Source organism: Streptomyces inusitatus (assembly GCF_014651115.1).
In the GTDB taxonomy this organism is placed as follows: Bacteria; Actinomycetota; Actinomycetes; order Streptomycetales; family Streptomycetaceae; genus Streptomyces; species Streptomyces amakusaensis.
In genome coordinates, this window is the sequence record NZ_BMWG01000015.1 from 104707 (window position 1) to 122101 (window position 17395).

Consider the following 17395-nt stretch of genomic DNA (forward strand, 5'->3'; position numbering starts at 1 on the left):
GGCACGGGGGTCATGCGGGGACCGCCTTGCGGCGGACGAGGAACACGAGGAAGGGGACGCCGATCAGCGCGGCCGTCACACCCGCCGGTATCTCTCCCGGCGGGAACACCACCCGCCCGATCACATCCGCCACCAGCAGCATCACCGGGCCCACCAGCGCCGCCAGCGGCAGCACCCACCGGTGGTCGGTGCCCACGACCGCGCGGACCAGATGGGGGACCGCCAGCCCGATGAAGGCGATCGGGCCCGCCGCCGCCACTCCCGCGCCGGTCAGCACCGTCGCGCCGAGGCCGCCCACGATCCGTACCGCCGCGATGTTCTGGCCCAGCCCCTTCGCCATGTCCTCGCCGAGCGCCAGCGCGTCCAGACCGCGCGCGACCGAGATCACCAGCACCGCGCCGAGCAGCAGGAACGGCCAGAGCTGGGCGGCGATCGCCATGTCCCGGCCGGCCACCGAACCCACCTGCCAGAAGCGGAACTCGTCGAGGGTGGCGGCCTGGGTGGTGAGGATCGACGTCACCACCGCGACCAGCAGCGCGTTGATCGCCGCGCCGCTGAGCGCCAGTTTCACCGGGGTGGCCCCGCCGCGCCCGTTGGCGGCGATCGCGTACACCGCCACCCCCGCGATCGCGGCCCCGGCGAATCCGAACCAGACGTACCCCGCGAGCGTGTGCACCCCCGCGAAGGCGATCGCGCAGACCACACCCACCGAAGCGCCCTGGCTGATGCCGAGGATGCCCGGGTCGGCGATGGGGTTGCGGGTGATGCCCTGCATCACCGTGCCCGCCATCGCGAGCGCCGCGCCCACCAGGACCGCGATGACCGTACGGGGGAACCGCATCTCGCGGACGACTTGGGCGTCCTCGCCGCTGCCGCCGTGCAGCAGGGCGTCGAAGACGGCGGACGGCGCGATCGGCCGCGCCCCCACCCCGAGGCTGAGCAGGGCCGCGATCAGCAGGGCCACAACGGCCGCCGCCGTCCAGCCGATGCGGCGGACCGCGAGCGCGCGTCTGGCTGACATGTGCACCAATCAGGGAGCGGAACCAGCAGGTTTGGTAAGGCTTGGCTTAGTGTAAAGGGGCGGGTGTAGGAGCCACCGATGGGCACAATTGACCTCATGGACCCTCTGGACCCTCTGGACCCTCTGGCTTCCGGCCCGGCCCACCGCGCGGCGCCGAACGCGGGCGAAGCCGACGGCGGCATCACCGTCGGCTTCGACCTGGACATGACGCTGATCGACTCCCGCCCCGGCATCCGCGCCGCGTACCACGCGCTCACCGAGGAGACGGGGGTGTGGATCGACGCCGACCTCGCCGTCACCCGGCTCGGCCCGCCGCTGGAGCAGGAGCTGGCCCACTGGTTCCCCGATGATCAGATTCAGGCCATGGGCGACCGCTACCGGGCGCTCTACCCGGCGTACGCGATCGAGCCGACCCGGGCGCTGCCCGGCGCGCGGGAGGCCGTCGCCGCCGTCCGCGAATCCGGCGGCCGGGCGATCGTGGTCACCGCCAAGCACGAGCCGAACGCCAGGCTCCACCTCGAAGCGCTCGGCATCGTCCCCGACGCCGTCATCGGCTGGCTCTGGGCCGAGGCCAAGGCCGAGGCGCTGCGCGAGTACGGCGCGAGTGTGTACGTGGGCGACCACATCGGCGACGTACGCGGCGCGCACACCGCCGGAGCCCTGGCCGTCGCCGTGCCCACCGGCCCCTGCGGCCCCGCTGAGCTGCGCGAAGAGGGTGCGGACGTGGTGCTCGACGACCTCACGGCCTTCCCCGCCTGGCTGCGCGGGCACCTCGCCCGAAAGGGCTAGGCGCGGCTAGGCGACGGACTTCGCGGCGCGCCGCTGAGCCGCGATCGAGCGCAGCACCCCCGCCCCGGCGATCATGAAGCCGACGCCCATGAGCATGCAGACGCCGTAGGCGATCGGCGGAAACGGATCCGTCCCCAGGAACAGCGGTGCCATGGTGACCAGAGTGGCCACCGCGCCGACGATGAAGACGATGCCACCGGTACGGACCAGTCCGTCACCCGGTGCGGTAGGAGTAGCAGTCATCCAGCCAGGGTAGTTCCCAGCGAGTAGGAACCGATCGGCGACGTCTTGTCACCAGCCCCTGGACCATTAGCCTTGGGTTGCGGGTCGGACGGCCCGCGGCAGTGCTTCCAGAGCCGAAATCGGCGCCACGCTTCCGGCGGCCCCAGCGCCCCCATGAGTACGAAGACGAGGACAGACGTGCCTACCGGCAAGGTCAAATGGTTCAACAGCGAGAAGGGCTTCGGCTTTCTCTCCCGCGACGACGGCGGCGACGTCTTCGTGCACTCGTCCGTGCTGCCCGACGGAGTCGACTCGCTCAAGCCGGGCCAGCGTGTCGAATTCGGTGTGGTCGCCGGCCAGCGTGGTGACCAGGCCCTCTCCGTGACGGTTCTCGACCCCACGCCCTCCGTGGCGGCGGCGCAGCGGCGCAAGCCGGACGAGCTGGCCTCCATCGTGCAGGATCTGACAACCCTGCTGGAGAACATCACTCCGGCGCTGGAGCGTGGCCGCTACCCCGACAAGGCGCAGGGCGCGAAGATCGCGGGGCTGCTGCGCGCGGTCGCCGACCAGCTCGACGTCTGATCAGTCCCTCTTCCGGCGCGTCGGCCCTCTCCTCCCGACGCGCCGCCCCCTCCCGTCGTACACCCCCGTCGTACAGCCCCCGTCGTACAGCCGCCCGCAGCACAGCCGTACAGCCGTCGCCGTCAGCCGAAGGCCAGCGCTCCAGGGGCCAGCGGCGGTACGAGCCCCTCGGCCGCGGCCCGGGTGAGCAGCCCGCGCACCGCCGCGTAGCCGTCCTCTCCCAGCTCCGCGGTGAACTCGTTCACATACAGACCGATGTGCTGGTCGGCGACGGCCGGATCCATCTCCTGGGCGTGCGCCCGGACATAGGGCCGTGAGGCCTCCGGGTCGTCCCACGCCATCCGTACGGAGGTACGGATCGAGGCGGCCAGCAGCTCCAGCGTCTCCCTGCCCAGCGAGCGCTTGGCGATGATCGCGCCGAGCGGGATGGGCAGGCTGGTGGTGTTCTCCCAGTGCTCGCCCAGATCGGCGAGGCAGTGCAGCCCGTACGTCCGGTAGGTGAACCGGGCCTCGTGGATGACGAGTCCGGCGTCGACCTTTCCGTCCCGTACCGCGGGCATGATCTCGTGGAACGGCATCACGACCACCTCGCCGACCCCGCCGGGCACCTGGTCGGCGGCCCAGAGCCGGAACAGCAGATAAGCGGTCGAACGCTCGCTCGGCACCGCCACGGTCTTTCCGCGCAGATCCCCGCCCGGCTCCCGGGTGAGCACCAGCGGGCCGCAGCCGCGGCCCAGCGCGCCGCCGCAGGGCAGCAGCGTGTACTCGTCCAGCACCCAGGGCAGCACGGCGTACGACACCTTGAGGATGTCGCCCTCGCCGCGCTCGGCCCTTCCATTGGTGATGTCGATGTCCGCGAACTCGACGTCGACGGCGGGCGCGCCGGGGACCCGGCCATGGGCCCACGCGTCGAAGACGAAGGTGTCGTTGGGGCAGGGCGAGTACGCGATCCGCAGGGTCACGACGACTCCTCGAAGAGGGGGCTGAGCTGCTCGAAGCCGGTCCGCAGGGCGGCCAGCGCCGCACCGATGCGCCAGGCGGCGCGATCGCGCGGGCCCACCGCGTTGGAGATCGCCCGGATCTCCAGCACCGCGACCCCGTGGGCGGCGGCGGCCTCGGCGACGCCGAAACCCTCCATCGCCTCGGCGGCGGCCCGGGGGTGACGCCCGCTCAGCTCGGCGGCGCGGGCGGCGGTGCCGGTCACCGTGGAGACGGTCAGCACCGGCGCGCACCGGGCGCCGGTCAGCCCGGCCGCGCGGGCGGCGAGCGCTGCGGGCGGCAGATGGGCGGTGCGGCCGAAGCCGAGTTCGTCGACGGAGAGGAAGCCCTCGGCGGTCTCGGCCCCGAGGTCGGCGGCGACGATCGCGTCGGCGACGACCAGCGAGCCGATGGGCGCGTGCGGCGGGAAGCCGCCGCCGATCCCGGCGGAGACCACCAGGTCGTACGGGGTGCCCCCGGCGCTCGCCAGGGCCAGCGCGGCGGCGGTGGCCGCGGCGGCCGCCGCCGGTCCGACTCCGCCCGCCATCACCGTGGGGCCGGGCCTCGCCGACCGGCCGGCCGGGAACCGTGCGGTGAGCCCGGCGGCGACGGACTCGGACTCGGCCGCCACCGCGGTCACCACCAGTACGCGCATCACCGGGCTCCCGGGGTCACTTCTTCTCTAGCGTGAACAGCCAGATGCCGATGAGCTTCTTGCCGTCGGTCTCGACGATGCTGATGTTCGTCTTGTTGGTGGTCTCGCCGGTCTGCGAGGTGAAGAAGGCGTTGGCCGGGATGGTCCGGTACGTCTTCTTGAACGGCTCCTGCTCGGCGGGCTGCCCGCCGATGAACAGGGTCCAGCCGTTCTCCGCGATCTCCGGGTCGACACCGAAGCGGATCTTGTCGTCCAGCGAGACCTTGACGGTCTTGCCCGAGTCCTTGTTCAGGCACCCCTGGACCAGGGACTCCTTGATGGCCTTGCCGTCGTTGTAGCAGGCGGCCTCGGAGTTCACGGACTCCGTCCCGACCGTGACGGTCGCGAGCGGGGTCGGCTTGTCGCACGCCGAGAGTACGAGGAGCCCGGCGGAGACGGCGCCGATGGTGGCAGCGGCCCGGCGGCGCCTGCCGGAGAAGATCGCAACGGTCATGGCCAAAAGGCTATCGGTCCCGCCCGCCCTTCCCGCGCGGGGGTCCGGCGCGCCGCACGCGAGGGCCTGTCTGGCGGATCTCGCCGCTCTCACGCGACCCTCGGCCCGGTGCGGCCACTGCGCCCGCTCCGCCCGCACGCGCCCACCAGACCGCGCACCGCCAGCCCCGCGCCCGTGCCGACGATCGCCGCCGCCACCGACATCCCCAGCGCGCCGTTGAGCGGCAGCACGATCCCGATCGCGCCGCCCACCACCCACGACATCTGAAGCAGCGTCTCCGAGCGGGCGAACGCCGAGGTCCGCACCTCCTCCGGCACATCCCGCTGGATCAGCGCGTCCAGCGACAGCTTGGCCAGCGCCTGGCAGAACCCCGCCGTCGCGGCCAGCACCGCCACCATCCCCGCCCCGAAGAACACCGCCGCCAGCACCGCCGCCGCCAGCGCCGTGCCGAGCACCGTCACGATGATCATCTCCGGGGCCCGGGTCCGCAGCCAGGCCCCCACGGCCGTCCCCAGGGCATTGCCGAGCCCCGCCGAGACCCCCACAAGACCCAGTGAGACCGCCGCGCTCTGCCCGGCGAGCGGATGATCCCGCAGCAGAAAGGCGAGAAAGAAGATGAGGAAACCGGAGAGCATCCGGAAGGCCGCGTTCGCCTGAAGGCCGTGCAGCACCGAGGGCCCCACCGTCCGCAGACCCGGCTTCCTCTCCCCGAGCGGCAGGATCCGCGCCTTGTGCTCGCCCTTCGCCGAGTCCACCTTGGGCGGCAGCTTCAGCGCCCAGTACGTCCCCAGACAGAACAGCGCGCACGCCCCGTACAGCGGCCACTGCGGCCCGATCCGGTGCAGCCCCGCCCCCACCGGCGCGGCCAGACCCGTGGCCAGCAGCCCCGCCAGAGTGACCCGCGAATTCGCCTTCACCAGCGAGAACCGGGGAGGCAGCAGCCTCGGCACCACCGCGCTGCGCACCACCCCGTACGCCTTGGAGGCCACCAGCACCCCCAGCGCCGCCGGATACAGCTCCAGCCCGCCTGTGGCCACCGCCCCCGAGAGCCCCAGCGCCAGCAGCGCCCTCGCCAGCATCGCCGCCGCCATCGCCGCCCGCCGGCCGTGCGGCAGCCGGTCCAGCAGCGGGCCGATCACCGGCGCGAGCAGCGCGAAGGGGGCGAGAGTGATGGCCAGGTAGAGCGTGACCCGGCCGCGCGCCTCGTCCGTGGGCACCGAGAAGAAGACCGTGGACGCCAGCGCGACCGTGATCATGACATCGCCCGCGCCGTTCACCGCGTGCAGCTCGATCAGCCTTCCGAGGCCCGACTCGCCCGCGCCGTGCGCGTGCGTCGCCCTCCGGATACGTCTCCCGGTACGGGTGAAAGGGGCCCGCAGGGCACGCCCCACCGCCCGGATCGCTCTGCTGAGCGCTCCGGGCCCCTCGGCCGACCTGGCGGCTGCCACCTCGTCATACTGCCCCAAGCACCCGTGGGAACACGCGCGATGCGCGCTGAGTCGGGTCCCTGTCGACCCCTTGTTGGAGCGCGCAGGTGGGCGCGGAGCTGAGGAAGGGGTAGCGTGCGTAGCGCGCCACCGGCGATTGTTCTCGGCCGCGCGCCTCTTCGTCATCCCTCAGAATGGATGACGGTAGGTGTGCCCGGGACGGGTTGGTCTGGGCGCGGACGTCGATGCGGCCCCCTGGTCCGCTCCGCCTGCGCCCCGTACCGCCTCACGACTCGGCAGGCGCACCCGTGAGACGGCGTAGGAGAGAAGCGAGACCTGTGAGTGCTGCGACGACGCGAAGCCGAACCCCCGACCGCCTGTGCGCCGAGGCGGTAGATCTCGCCCGGACGGCGGCGGAGGAGACCGCGGCCCCGGGGGTGGTGGGTGAGCATGTGTCCCTTGTCTCGGAGGGCGACCGTGTCGTCACTCACTTCTTCGAGTGCAAGGAGCCCGGCTACCGGGGCTGGCGCTGGGCGGTGACGGTCGCGCGGGCCTCCCGCGCCAAGAACGTCACCCTCGACGAGACCGTCCTCCTCCCCGGCCCCGACGCCCTCCTCGCACCCGAGTGGGTGCCCTGGAGCGAGCGGCTGCGCCCCGGCGACCTCGGCCCCGGGGACCTCCTCCCCACCGAGGCGGAGGACCTCCGCCTGGAGCCCGGCTTCACCGGCGAGGACGCCCCCCCGCCGAACTCCGCGATCGCCTCCACCACCCACGACCTCGCCGAGCTCGTCGAGGCCGAGGACGCCGAGCTGACCGACCGCGCCCCCGCCGACACCGTCGCCAACGCCCGCGGCGAGATCGCGGCCGTCGCCGAGGAGCTGGGGATGCGGCGGGCGCGCGTGCTCTCGCGCTACGGCCTGCACATTGCCGCCGACCGCTGGGAAGAGTCCTTCGGGGCGAAGACACCCATGGCGCAGGCCGCGCCCGCAGGGTGTGTGACCTGCGGCTTCCTCATGCCGATCGCCGGGTCGCTCGGACAGGCGTTCGGTGTCTGCGCCAATGAGTTCTCCCCCGCCGACGGCCGAGTCGTCTCCCTCTCCTACGGCTGCGGCGGCCACTCCGAAGCCGCCGTCATGCCCAAGACCCCCCAGCCCCCCCAACCCGTCTTCGACTCCCTCGCCACCGACGCCTTCCCCCTCACCCAGGACACCCCCACCCCATCCCCGTCCCCCGACGAGGACCTGGGCCACTCCTAGCCGACCCTCCGGGCCCCGCTCGGGCCCCGAGGGCGCGGGGTCCGTCCTCAAACGCCGGACGGGCTGAGATCGACGTCTCCGGTCCGTCGCGGGCCCGCCGTGGCGCGGGGTCCGTCCTCAACCTCCCCCTGGCTCCGCCGGGGGGACCCCCAGACGGGCTGGAATTGACCTTCCCGGCCCAGTTCGGGCCCCGGGGCACGGGTCCGCATACGAGCTTGATACTGACGGGCGGGGCAATATCAAGCCCGTCCGGCGTTTGAGGACGGACCCCGCACCCCGAGGGGCTGAGCGGGGCCGGGCGCGTCAATTTCCAGCCCGTCTGGGGGCTCCCCAGCGGAGCAAGCGGGAGTTTGAGGACAGGCCCGCACCCCGGGTGCCCGCACTGAACCAGGTACGTCAATTCCAGCCGGCCAAAACCACCCCACCCCCCACGCGGTACCTTCACCCCAGCCCACTCCCCACCCCCCAGAGCGGAGCACAGCGTGAGCGTCACCCCCACAGAGCGGCCCGATCCGTTCGGAACCGGACGGCTGAGGCGTGGGGTGCTGGACGCGTGGGCGGCGGCCCCCGCGCGGTTCAGGGAGGACGCGAACGCGGAGGAGGATCTCGTACTCGGGGGCTACCGCGACCGTCTCGTGGTGGAGCTGGCGCAGAACGCGGCCGACGCCGCCGCCCGCGCGGAGACCCCGGGCCGGCTGCGGCTCACGCTCAGGCCCGCCGAGGGCGACTCCCCGCCGGTGCTGGCGGTCGCCAACACCGGCACCCCGCTCGACACGGCCGGCGCGGAGTCGCTCAGCACCCTGCGGGCCTCCGCCAAGCGCGGAGACGGCGAGAGCGTCGGCCGCTTCGGCGTCGGGTTCGCCGCAGTGCTCGCCGTCAGCGACGAACCGGCGATCCTCGGCCGTACCGGAGGCGTCCGCTGGTCCCTGGCCGAGGCGAGGGCTCTCGCCCAGGAGGCGGCGGCGGACAGCCCCGGGCTCGCGGACGAGATCCGCCGCCGGGACGGACAGGTCCCGCTGCTGCGGCTCCCGCTGCCCGCCCAGGGGCCCGCCCCCGAGGGGTACGACACGGTCATCGTGCTCCCGCTGCGCGACGGCGCGGCCGTCGACCTGGTGGAACACCTCCTCGACGGGGTGGACGACGCACTGCTCCTCACCCTCCCGGGCCTCGCCGAGATCGTGATCGAGACCCCCGACGGCGTACGGACCGTGCGCCGCGCCACCCGGGGACCGTATGTCCACATCGACGACAGCGAGCACGGCGAACGCCGCTGGCGGACCGTCAGCCACACCGGCTCCATCAAGGCGGAGCTGCTCAAGGACCGCCCCGTCGAGGAGCGGCTGCGCCCCCACTGGTCCGTCACCTGGGCGGTGCCCGTGGACGGCGAGGGCGCGCCCGCCCGTCCGCGTACCGCCCCCGTCGTGCACGCGCCGACCCCGACCGACGAACCGCTGGGCGTCCCCGCGCTGCTGATCGCCTCGTTCCCGCTGGACACCACGCGCCGCCACCCGGCCCCCGGCCCGCTCACCGACTTCCTGGTGCGGCGCTCGGCCGAGGCGTACGCCGAACTGCTCGCGGAGTGGCGGCCGGTGTCCACCGGCACCATCGACCTGGTGCCGGGCCCCCTCGGCAAGGGCGAGCTGGACGGCGCGCTGCGGGCGGCGATCCTGGAGCTGCTGCCGCGTACGGCCTTTCTGCTCGCCGCCGCCCCCCGCCCCGCCGACGAGGAGGAGGACACCGGGCTCCCCGGCCGTACCGCCCCCGCCGGGCTGCGGCCCATCGAGGCGGAGGTGCTGGAGGGCGCCGGGGCGGACACCGTACGGGTGCTGGCCGAGGTGCTGCCGAGCCTGCTGCCCGCGGGCCTGGAGCGCCGGGCGGAGCTGCGCACCCTCGGTGTCGCCCGGGTGCCGCTCACCGAGGCGATGGACCGGCTGGCCGGTCTGGAGCGCGAACCCTCCTGGTGGCACCGGCTCTACGACAGCCTCGCGGGCGTCGACCCGGACCGGCTGACCGGCCTCCCGGTGCCGCTGACCGATCTGCGGACGGTCATCGGCCCCCGGCAGACCCTGCTCCCGCTCTCCGACACCCCGGCGGACCTCGCCAGGCTCGGGCTGAAGGTCGTTCACCCGGACGCCGCCCACCCCCTGCTGGAGAAGCTGGGCGCGCTGCCCGCCACCCCCCGCGCCGTACTGACCACCCCTCAGGTCCGGGCGGCCGTCGCCGGTTCGCTCGACGCGGGCGAGATCTGGGACGAGGACGCCCTCGACGCCGAGGAGCTGGCGGACACCGTGCTCGCGCTGGTGCGCGACGCCGACCTCGAACCCGGCGACGAACCCTGGCTCGGCGCGCTCGCCCTCCCCGACGAGGACGGCGAGCCCGCCCCCGCCGGGGAGCTGGTGCTGCCCGGCAGCCCCTTCGCGCAGGTGATGCGCGAGGACGGACCGGCGCTCTGCGACGCCGAACTGGCGAACCGCTGGGGCCCGCGCCCGCTGGCGGCCTGCGGAGTCCTCGCCGACTTCACCCTCGTACGCGCCACCGATGTCGTCCTGGACCCCGACGAGCTGGAGCCCCGCGACGGCGACTACGCCGAGCCCGACGACGCCGGTCTGCTGGACGCCGTCGACGTCTGGTGCGAGGACGTCCTCGACCGGCTGCCCGAGACCCCCGTCCCGCCGGTCGTCACCGAACTGGTCGCCGTCCGCGATCTGGACCTGGTGGACGACGACCGCTGGCCGCAGGCCCTGGCCCTGCTCTCCCGCCCGCCGCTGCGCGACGCGCTCACCCAGCCGGTGCGGGTGCTGCTGCCCGACGGCACGACCGAGTCCGTACGCCCGTACACCGCGTGGTGGCTCCGCGACCACCCGGTGCTCGACGGCCGCCGCCCCGCCGGACTGCGCGCCGCGGGCGGCGACCCGCTGCTGGAGGGCCTGTACGAGTCCGTCGACGCGGGCGGCTTCGACGACCCGCAGGTGCTCAGGGCGCTGGGGGTACGCACCACCGCGGCCGATCTGCTGGACGAGCCGGGCGGCGCGGCCGAGCTGCTGGGCCGCCTCGCCGACCCGGACCGCCCGGTGCGCCCCGCCCAGCTCCACGGCCTCTACAGCGCGCTCGCCGACCTCGACCCGGAGCAGGTGACCCTCCCCGACGAGCTGCGGGCGGTCGTCGACGGCGCGACCCGTGTCGTGGACGCCCGGGACGCGGTCGTCGCCGACGCCCCCGATCTGCTGCCCCTCGCCGACGGACTCCCGCTGCTCCCGGTCTCCCCGGCGCGCGCCGGGGAACTGGCCGAGCTGCTCCAGGTCCGGCTGCTGAGCGAGACCCTCACGGCGGAGGTGACCACCGAGGGCGAGGAGCACGGCGTACCGGAATCCGTCCATGTCCTCCTCGGACCCGCCACCCCCGCCTTCTACGTCGAACACGACGAGCTGATCGCCGGCGGCGTCGAACTCCCCTGGCGCCGCACCCCCGACGGCACCCTCCACGCCTCCACCCTGGAAGGCGTCGCCGCCGGCCTCGCCTGGTCGGCCGGCCAGTGGCCCCGCCGCTTCGAGGTCGCCGCCCTCCTGGAGGACCCCTCCCGTACCGAGGAACTCGCCCGCGACCGCTGGTTCGACGCGGGCTGACCCCGAAAACCGCTTGGGCCGCGCGGCGGGCGCGTGGTGGGCTGAGGCGGTGAGCGACTACAGGGACAGGGACAGGGACAGCGACAGGGGCGGTACGGGTGACGCCGCCGGGACCGCCGCCGCCGGGGAGTACGCGGCGCTGCTGGAGCGCGTGGGACGCGACCGGCACGCCCTCGGACTCGTCCTCACCGGCTCCCGGGCCCGCGAGGGCACCGCCACCGCCCGCTCCGACTACGACGTCTACCTCGTCGCCGAGGACGGCGCGGAACACGGCCCTCTAGCCGCCGAGCGCCGCCGGGACGGTCTGCTGGATGTGGTCCTGCTGCCGCTCACGGAGTTCCGCGCCCACGCCCTGCCCGGTTCCGGGACCGAGTGGAACCGGTACGCCTTCACCCGCGCCGAGGTGGTGAAGGACACCGCCGACGGGCTGATCGCCGAACTCGTCGCCGCCAAGGGACGGCTCACTCAGGCGGAGGCCGCCGAGAGTGCGCCGGAACTCCTGGACGCCTTCCTCAACAGCGTCTACCGGTGTCTGAAGAGCGACCGCGACGGCCGCTCGCTCGCGGCGCGGCTGGACGGCGCGGACACGGTGCCGTACTTCCTCGGCTATGCCTTCGCGCTGGACGGCCGGGTCCGCCCGTACAACAAGTATCTGGAGTGGGAGCTGCGCCACCATCCGCTCGACCGTGCCGAGTGGGCCCCCGACCGGCTGTTGCCCCTGCTGGGCGAGGTGCTGTCGGAGCGGGGGCCGCGCGCGGTGCGGAGGCTCTTCCGCGAGGTGGAGCCGTATGCCCGGGCCCGGGGGCACGGCCCGGTGCTGGACGGCTGGGGGGACGATCTGGAGCTGATGCGCGGGTCCGAGTCCGGGTCCGGAGACGCGGACGGGAACGGGAACGGGAACGGGTAGGAGGGCCGGGGCGGCGGGCGGTTCAGGCGGTGCCGACGAATTCCTCCAGCATGCCGTCGAGCTCGGCGAGGGTCTGCTCCTGCGTGGCGACCTTGTTCTGCTGGAGGAGTTTGATGGCGCTCGCGGCGTATTCGGCGAGGTCCACGATGAGGTCGCAGAAGCCCTCCTGGTCCTGGAGGAAGGCGTCGGTGAGGACCCGGGCGGACTCCTGCATCGGGTGCTCCGTGAGGAGGCTGCGCATCACCACGGTGACGTCGGGGGATCTTCCGTGGGGGTCCATCTCGTGTTTGGCGGCTTCGAGATGGTCGATGAACACCTCCGTGGTGACGTGCCGGTGCTCGGCGAGGAGCATGGTCAGCCCGGTCGCGGAGACGGCCGTGCCGGTGGCGAGTGTGACCACGCGGCTGTTGCCGCCCTCCTCGGCGTCGGCGCGGGCCGCGGCGATCACCACGCGGCAGGCGGGGGAGTCGATCCGCAACCGCGCCGTACGCGACGCGGGGTCCATGGAGGCCCGGATCAGATCCATGACGGGCTCGTGGGGTTTCGGCATGTAGCGCATGCTGACAGCCGTGGGGCGCTGTCGCCGGTGACTCGGCAAATCCGGACGTAACCGAACAATGACGCCGGTGAAACGGACAGGGGCGTACAACTGGCGGACGGATTCAGGGTGCGTACGGGCAGAGCCGAACGCAGCCGATCATCGGGTTCGGCCTTCGGCCCCGCCCCGCGCGCTCACGGCCCCGCGCGCTCACGGCCTCACGGCCTCACGGCCTCACGCCGGGAACCTCCGGTCCACCCACCGCCAGCCGAACTCCAGCAGCACCGCCCCCGCCGCCGCGACCCCCACCGCCGTCCACGGCAGGACCGTCCCCACCAGCTTCAGCGCGAAGAACTCCTGGAGCCACGGCACCGCCAGCACCACCACGAAGCACAGCCCCATCGCGGCCACCAGCGCGACGCGCCACCAGGTGTAGGGCCGGGCGATGATCGCGAGGACCCACATCGAGACGAGGAAGAGCGTCAGCGTCGCCGCGCTGGTCTCCGCCTCCAGCGCGCCCGGGCCGCTGTAGTGGGAGCGGGCCAGCAGATAGGTGCAGAAGGTGGCCGCCGCCGCGATGACGCCCGCCGGGATCGCGTACCGCATCACCCGCCGGACGAAGTGCGGCCGGGCGCGCTCCCGGTTGGGGGCGAGCGCCAGGAAGAAGGCAGGCACCCCGATCGTCAGCGTCGAGAGCAGCGTCAGATGCCGGGGCAGGAAGGGGTATTCGACCTGGCTGCACACCACCAGGATCGCCAGCAGCACCGAGTAGACCGTCTTGGTGAGGAAGAGGGTCGCGACCCGGGTGATGTTGCCGATCACCCGGCGGCCCTCGGCCACCACCGACGGCAGGGTGGCGAAGCTGTTGTTCAGCAGCACGATCTGGGCCACCGCCCGGGTGGCCTCGGAGCCCGAGCCCATCGCGACGCCGATGTCCGCGTCCTTGAGCGCGAGCACATCGTTGACGCCGTCGCCGGTCATGGCGACCGTGTGCCCCCGGGACTGGAGCGCGCCCACCATGTCCCGCTTCTGGCGCGGGGTCACCCGGCCGAAGACCGAGTGGGCGTCCAGCCGCGCCGCCAGCTCCTCGCCCCCGGCGGGCAGGGTGCGCGCGTCGACGGGCCGCTCCGCGCCGGGCAGGCCCAGCTTCTGGGCGACCGCGCCCACCGAGACCGCGTTGTCGCCGGAGATGACCTTGGCGGTGACCCGCTGCTCGGCGAAGTACCGCAGGGTGTCGGCGGCGTCGGGCCGCAGCCGCTGCTCCAGCACGACGAGCGCGACGGGCCGCGCGCCCTCGGCGGCCGTCGCGGAGTCCAGCGAGGCCCCGGCGGCCCGCGCCAGCAGCAGCACCCGCAGGCCCGCCTCATTGAGCCGCTCGACGCCGTCGAGTTCCGGATCGCCGGGCGCCAGCAGCACGTCGGGCGCGCCCAGCAGCCAGCTCGTACGCTCCCCGCCCTCCGCGACGAGGGTCGCGCCGCTGTATTTGCGGGCCGAGGAGAAGGGCAGGGTGTCCGCGCACCGCAGCCCCGGACCCTTGTCCGGAAACGCCTCGGCGATCGCCTGGAGGGAAGCGTTCGGGCGCGGGTCCGAGGCCCCGAGCGCGCCGAGGACCGCGTGTACGGAGGACTCGTCCATGCCGCCGAGCGGGCGCACCTCGGTGACGTCCATCCCGCCCTCGGTGAGCGTTCCGGTCTTGTCCAGGCAGACCACGTCGACCCGGGCAAGACCCTCGATGGCGGGCAGCTCCTGCACCAGGCACTGTCTGCGGCCCAGCCGGATCACCCCGATCGCGAAGGCGACGGAGGTCAGCAGCACCAGCCCCTCGGGGATCATCGGCACGATCCCGCCGACGGTCCGGGCGATGGAGTTCTTGACGTCCTCGTTCTTGACGACGAGCTGGCTGATGACGAGCCCGGTCGCGGTCGGGACCATCATCCAGGTCACGTACTTGAGGATGGTGCTGATGCCGCTGCGCAGCTCGGAGTGGACGAGGGTGAACCGCGAGGCCTCCTCGGCGAGCTGGGCCGCGTACGCCTCACGGCCCACCTTCGTCGCGGTGAACGCGCCGCCGCCCGCGACCACGAAGCTGCCGGACATCACGGGGTCGCCCGGTCGTTTGAGCACCGGGTCGGCCTCGCCGGTGAGCAGCGACTCGTCGATCTCCAGGCCGTCGGCCTCCACCACCTCGCCGTCCACCACCACCTTGTCGCCCGGGCCCAGTTCCACGAGGTCGTCGAGGACGATGCCGGAGGTGGAGACCTCGGCCGCGACTCCGTCGCGCCGTACCGTCGGCCGGGCCTCGCCGATCACCGCGAGCCCGTCGAGGGTCCTCTTGGCGCGCAGCTCCTGGACGATGCCGATGCCGGTGTTGGCGACGATGACGAAGCCGAACAGGCTGTCCTGGATCGGCGCGACGATCAGCATGATCACCCAGAGGACGCCGATCAGGGCGTTGAAGCGGGTGAGGACATTGGCCCGGACGATCTCGCCGAGCGAGCGGGAGGACCGTACGGGTACGTCGTTGACCTCGCCCCGGGCGATCCGCTCGGCGACCTCGGCCCCGCTCAGCCCGGTCGCCCGGCGGCGGGAGGCGGGCATGGTCATGGGGTGTACGGGATCCAGCTCGGCCCCCGCGTCGATCGGCGGGCCCTGCTGCCGCGCCGCGCTCCGGCCGTCTTCGCGGCCGTCAGGTTCCGGACCGTCCGTGTCGATCCCTGCCCGCTGAGTCATGGTTCGTACGGTACGGAAGGAGCGGCGGGTCCACCCCTTGAGGGAGCGGCCCGTGTGTCGGGGTCGGTCAGCTTCCGGCGGGGCCGGTTCCGGGGCCGTCCGGGGTCCGCGCGTCCTGAGCGGTGTCCGCGGCGGTCTCGGCTGCCGCCGCCGCCCGCTTGATCGCGGCGTCGCGCTTTCGGACGTACCAGATGCCGATCAGCCCGAGGCCCGCGCCGGCCAGACAGGTCCACACCCACCACTGGAGATCGCGGTCGGCGAACCAGCCGTAGAACGGGAGCTGCGCCAGGAAGAGGACGAACCAGAGGATCGTGCCACCGGTGACGGTGGCGACCACCGGCCCCTCCAGGGGCTCGGGCGCCTCGTGCTTCGCAGTCCACTTCGCCATGGGGACAGTGTAGGCACCCCGCCGGGCCCCGGCGGGGCGTCGGCGGCCGGCCGGGGAATGGGTGCGGTCGGCCCAGTCGCCACGGGGGTCTACGCGCGAAGATGGCGATCTTCGGTTCATATGTTCATACTGAAACGGTTTGCCCCTGACCTGTTTCACTCGTAGAAACATCCAAGAGCATTGATGAGGACGGAATGACCCCGTCGGCCACCGCCGCCGCCCCCGAGGGCCCGCCGAAGGGCGCCGCCCCCGGCGGCCTTGACCGCTACTTCAAGATCTCCGAGCGCGGCTCCACGGTCGCGCGCGAGATCCGCGGCGGCTTCGCCACCTTCTTCGCGATGGCTTACATCATCGTGCTGAACCCGATCATCCTCGGCAGCGCCAAGGACATGTACGGCCATCAGCTCGACAACGGCCAGCTGGTCACCGCCACCGTGCTGACCGCCGCCTTCTCCACCCTCCTCATGGGCGTCATCGGCAATGTGCCGATCGCGCTGGCGGCCGGCCTCGGTGTGAACACCGTCGTCGCCCTCCAGCTCGCGCCCAGGATGTCCTGGGCCGACGCGATGGGCATGGTGGTCCTCGCGGGCTTCGTGGTGATGCTGCTGGTCGCCTCCGGCCTGCGCGAGCGGGTGATGAACGCCGTACCGCGCAGCCTCCGCAAGGGCATCGCGATCGGCATCGGCCTGTTCATCATGCTCATCGGCCTGGTGGACGCCGGCTTCGTCTCCCGCATTCCGGACATCGCCCAGACCTCCGTCCCGCTGACCCTGGGCCACGGCGGTCATCTGCTGGGCTGGCCGGTCCTGGTCTTCGTCCTCGGCGCGCTGCTCACACTGGTCCTGATTATCCGCAAGGTGCCCGGCGCGATCCTGATCTCCATCGTCGTCATGACGATCGTCGCGATGATCATCGAAGTGATCGTCGACCTCCCGGACCGCGCCTGGGGCCTCACCGTCCCGAAGTGGCCCGGCAATCCGCTGAGCACCCCCGACTTCGGGCTCGTCGGCGAGGTCAGCCTCTTCGGCGGCTTCGAGAAGGTCGGCATCCTCACCGGCTCGCTCTTCGTCTTCACCGTCCTGCTGTCCTGCTTCTTCGACGCGATGGGCACCATCCTCGGCGTCGGCGACGAGGCCAAGCTCATGGACAAGGACGGCAACTTCCCGGGCATCAACAAGGTCCTCCTCGTCGACGGCATCGCCGTCGCCTCCGGCGGCGCGACCTCCTCCTCCGCCACCACCTGCTTCGTGGAGTCCACCGCGGGTGTCGGCGAGGGCGCCCGCACCGGCCTCGCCTCCGTGGTCACCGGCGCGCTCTTCTCCCTCGCCCTCTTCCTCACCCCCCTCGCCACGATGGTCCCCTCCCAGGCCGCCACCCCCGCCCTCCTCGCGGTCGGCTTCCTGATCCTGGCCGGCTCCATCCGCGACATCGACTGGACCGACTTCACCCTCGCCGTCCCCGCCTTCCTCGCGATGGTGATGATGCCCTTCACCTACTCCATCACCAACGGCATCGGCATCGGCTTCATCGCCTTCAGCGTCCTGCGCCTCGCCACGGGCCGCGGCCGCGAGGTCCCCATCGCGATGTACGCCGTCTCCGCGGTCTTCGTCTTCTACTACGCGATGCCCGCGCTCGGTCTCACGTAACGGAGCCCCCGCCAGAACCCCGCCCCGTACGGGCGTCCCGGACCTCGGTCCCGGGACGCCCGTACGGCGTTTCCGGGGCCTTCCCGCGGCCCTCCCGGAGCCCTCCGCGCGTCGCTCTCCGTACTCGTCCGTGCCGTGTC

15 protein-coding genes are annotated in these 17395 nt (G+C 72.9%); 6 read left to right on the forward strand and 9 right to left on the reverse strand.

The window, feature by feature from the left end; translation table 11 throughout:
• Positions 1-10 precede the first annotated feature (10 nt).
• Positions 11-1021, reverse strand: coding sequence for a FecCD family ABC transporter permease (locus IE247_RS22055; protein WP_190124950.1), 1011 nt, complete (start codon positions 1019-1021; stop codon positions 11-13).
• A 78-nt stretch (positions 1022-1099) separates the two neighbouring features.
• On the opposite strand from IE247_RS22055, the gene IE247_RS22060 reads away from it, so the two are divergent.
• Positions 1100-1810, forward strand: coding sequence for an HAD family hydrolase (locus IE247_RS22060; RefSeq protein WP_268247229.1), 711 nt, complete (start codon positions 1100-1102; stop codon positions 1808-1810).
• A gap of 6 nt (positions 1811-1816) precedes the next feature.
• Here the strand turns inward: IE247_RS22060 and IE247_RS22065 are convergent, their stop codons facing one another.
• Complete coding sequence (locus IE247_RS22065) at positions 1817-2053, reverse strand: hypothetical protein (protein WP_190124951.1); 237 nt, start codon at positions 2051-2053, stop codon at positions 1817-1819.
• A gap of 177 nt (positions 2054-2230) precedes the next feature.
• Between IE247_RS22065 and IE247_RS34900 the strand changes: the two genes are divergently transcribed.
• Entirely contained in the window at positions 2231-2614 is a 384-nt protein-coding gene (locus tag IE247_RS34900; protein WP_190124952.1) for a cold-shock protein, read from the forward strand.
• 122 nt (positions 2615-2736) lie between these two features.
• On the opposite strand, the gene IE247_RS22075 is transcribed toward IE247_RS34900, so the two are convergent.
• The 4 genes from IE247_RS22075 to IE247_RS22090 all read right to left on the reverse strand — a co-directional run bounded on the left by IE247_RS22075 (position 2737) and on the right by IE247_RS22090 (position 6188).
• Positions 2737-3576 (reverse strand): 1,4-dihydroxy-6-naphtoate synthase, encoded by an 840-nt coding sequence (locus tag IE247_RS22075; RefSeq protein ID WP_190124953.1) that lies wholly within the window; start codon positions 3574-3576, stop codon positions 2737-2739.
• Entirely contained in the window at positions 3573-4247 is a 675-nt protein-coding gene (locus IE247_RS22080) for a futalosine hydrolase (protein ID WP_190124954.1), read from the reverse strand. Before IE247_RS22080 ends, IE247_RS22075 begins: the two co-directional genes overlap by 4 nt.
• A gap of 16 nt (positions 4248-4263) precedes the next feature.
• On the reverse strand, positions 4264-4740 hold the full coding sequence (locus IE247_RS22085; protein WP_190124955.1) for a DUF2771 domain-containing protein: 477 nt from the start codon (positions 4738-4740) through the stop codon (positions 4264-4266).
• Positions 4741-4829: 89 nt separating this feature from the next.
• Positions 4830-6188 (reverse strand): MFS transporter, encoded by a 1359-nt coding sequence (locus IE247_RS22090; protein WP_190124956.1) that lies wholly within the window; start codon positions 6186-6188, stop codon positions 4830-4832.
• Positions 6189-6505: 317 nt separating this feature from the next.
• Here IE247_RS22090 and IE247_RS22095 point away from each other — a divergent pair, with 317 nt between their 5' ends.
• The 3 genes from IE247_RS22095 (at position 6506) to IE247_RS22105 (ending at position 11953) form a co-directional block, all read left to right on the forward strand.
• Positions 6506-7423 (forward strand): DUF3027 domain-containing protein, encoded by a 918-nt coding sequence (locus tag IE247_RS22095; RefSeq protein WP_190124957.1) that lies wholly within the window; start codon positions 6506-6508, stop codon positions 7421-7423.
• 482 nt (positions 7424-7905) lie between these two features.
• Entirely contained in the window at positions 7906-11046 is a 3141-nt protein-coding gene (locus IE247_RS22100) for a sacsin N-terminal ATP-binding-like domain-containing protein (protein WP_190124958.1), read from the forward strand.
• 49 nt (positions 11047-11095) lie between these two features.
• Positions 11096-11953 (forward strand): hypothetical protein, encoded by an 858-nt coding sequence (locus IE247_RS22105; protein ID WP_229869267.1) that lies wholly within the window; start codon positions 11096-11098, stop codon positions 11951-11953.
• A gap of 22 nt (positions 11954-11975) precedes the next feature.
• On the opposite strand, the gene IE247_RS22110 is transcribed toward IE247_RS22105, so the two are convergent.
• The 3 genes from IE247_RS22110 to IE247_RS22120 all read right to left on the reverse strand — a co-directional run bounded on the left by IE247_RS22110 (position 11976) and on the right by IE247_RS22120 (position 15609).
• Positions 11976-12503, reverse strand: coding sequence for a hypothetical protein (locus tag IE247_RS22110; protein WP_190124959.1), 528 nt, complete (start codon positions 12501-12503; stop codon positions 11976-11978).
• A 222-nt stretch (positions 12504-12725) separates the two neighbouring features.
• Positions 12726-15221, reverse strand: a complete 2496-nt coding sequence (locus tag IE247_RS22115; protein ID WP_190124960.1) for an HAD-IC family P-type ATPase — start codon at positions 15219-15221, stop codon at positions 12726-12728.
• Positions 15222-15288: 67 nt separating this feature from the next.
• Positions 15289-15609, reverse strand: a complete 321-nt coding sequence (locus IE247_RS22120) for a DUF2530 domain-containing protein (protein WP_190124961.1) — start codon at positions 15607-15609, stop codon at positions 15289-15291.
• 194 nt (positions 15610-15803) lie between these two features.
• On the opposite strand from IE247_RS22120, the gene IE247_RS22125 reads away from it, so the two are divergent.
• Positions 15804-17255, forward strand: a complete 1452-nt coding sequence (locus IE247_RS22125) for an NCS2 family permease (protein ID WP_190124962.1) — start codon at positions 15804-15806, stop codon at positions 17253-17255.
• Positions 17256-17395 lie beyond the last annotated feature (140 nt).

Excerpts from the sequence above, each read along its gene's own strand:
- IE247_RS22055 (WP_190124950.1), bottom strand. The coding sequence starts at position 1,021 with ATGTCAGCCAGACGCGCGCTCGCGGTCCGCCGCATCGGCTGGACGGCG.
- IE247_RS22060 (WP_268247229.1), top strand. The coding sequence starts at position 1,100 with ATGGGCACAATTGACCTCATGGACCCTCTGGACCCTCTGGACCCTCTG.
- IE247_RS22065 (WP_190124951.1), bottom strand. The coding sequence starts at position 2,053 with ATGACTGCTACTCCTACCGCACCGGGTGACGGACTGGTCCGTACCGGT.
- IE247_RS22080 (WP_190124954.1), bottom strand. The coding sequence starts at position 4,247 with ATGCGCGTACTGGTGGTGACCGCGGTGGCGGCCGAGTCCGAGTCCGTC.
- IE247_RS22085 (WP_190124955.1), bottom strand. The coding sequence starts at position 4,740 with ATGACCGTTGCGATCTTCTCCGGCAGGCGCCGCCGGGCCGCTGCCACC.
- IE247_RS22110 (WP_190124959.1), bottom strand. The coding sequence starts at position 12,503 with ATGCCGAAACCCCACGAGCCCGTCATGGATCTGATCCGGGCCTCCATG.
- IE247_RS22115 (WP_190124960.1), bottom strand. The coding sequence starts at position 15,221 with ATGACTCAGCGGGCAGGGATCGACACGGACGGTCCGGAACCTGACGGC.
- IE247_RS22120 (WP_190124961.1), bottom strand. The coding sequence starts at position 15,609 with ATGGCGAAGTGGACTGCGAAGCACGAGGCGCCCGAGCCCCTGGAGGGG.
- IE247_RS22125 (WP_190124962.1), top strand. The coding sequence starts at position 15,804 with ATGACCCCGTCGGCCACCGCCGCCGCCCCCGAGGGCCCGCCGAAGGGC.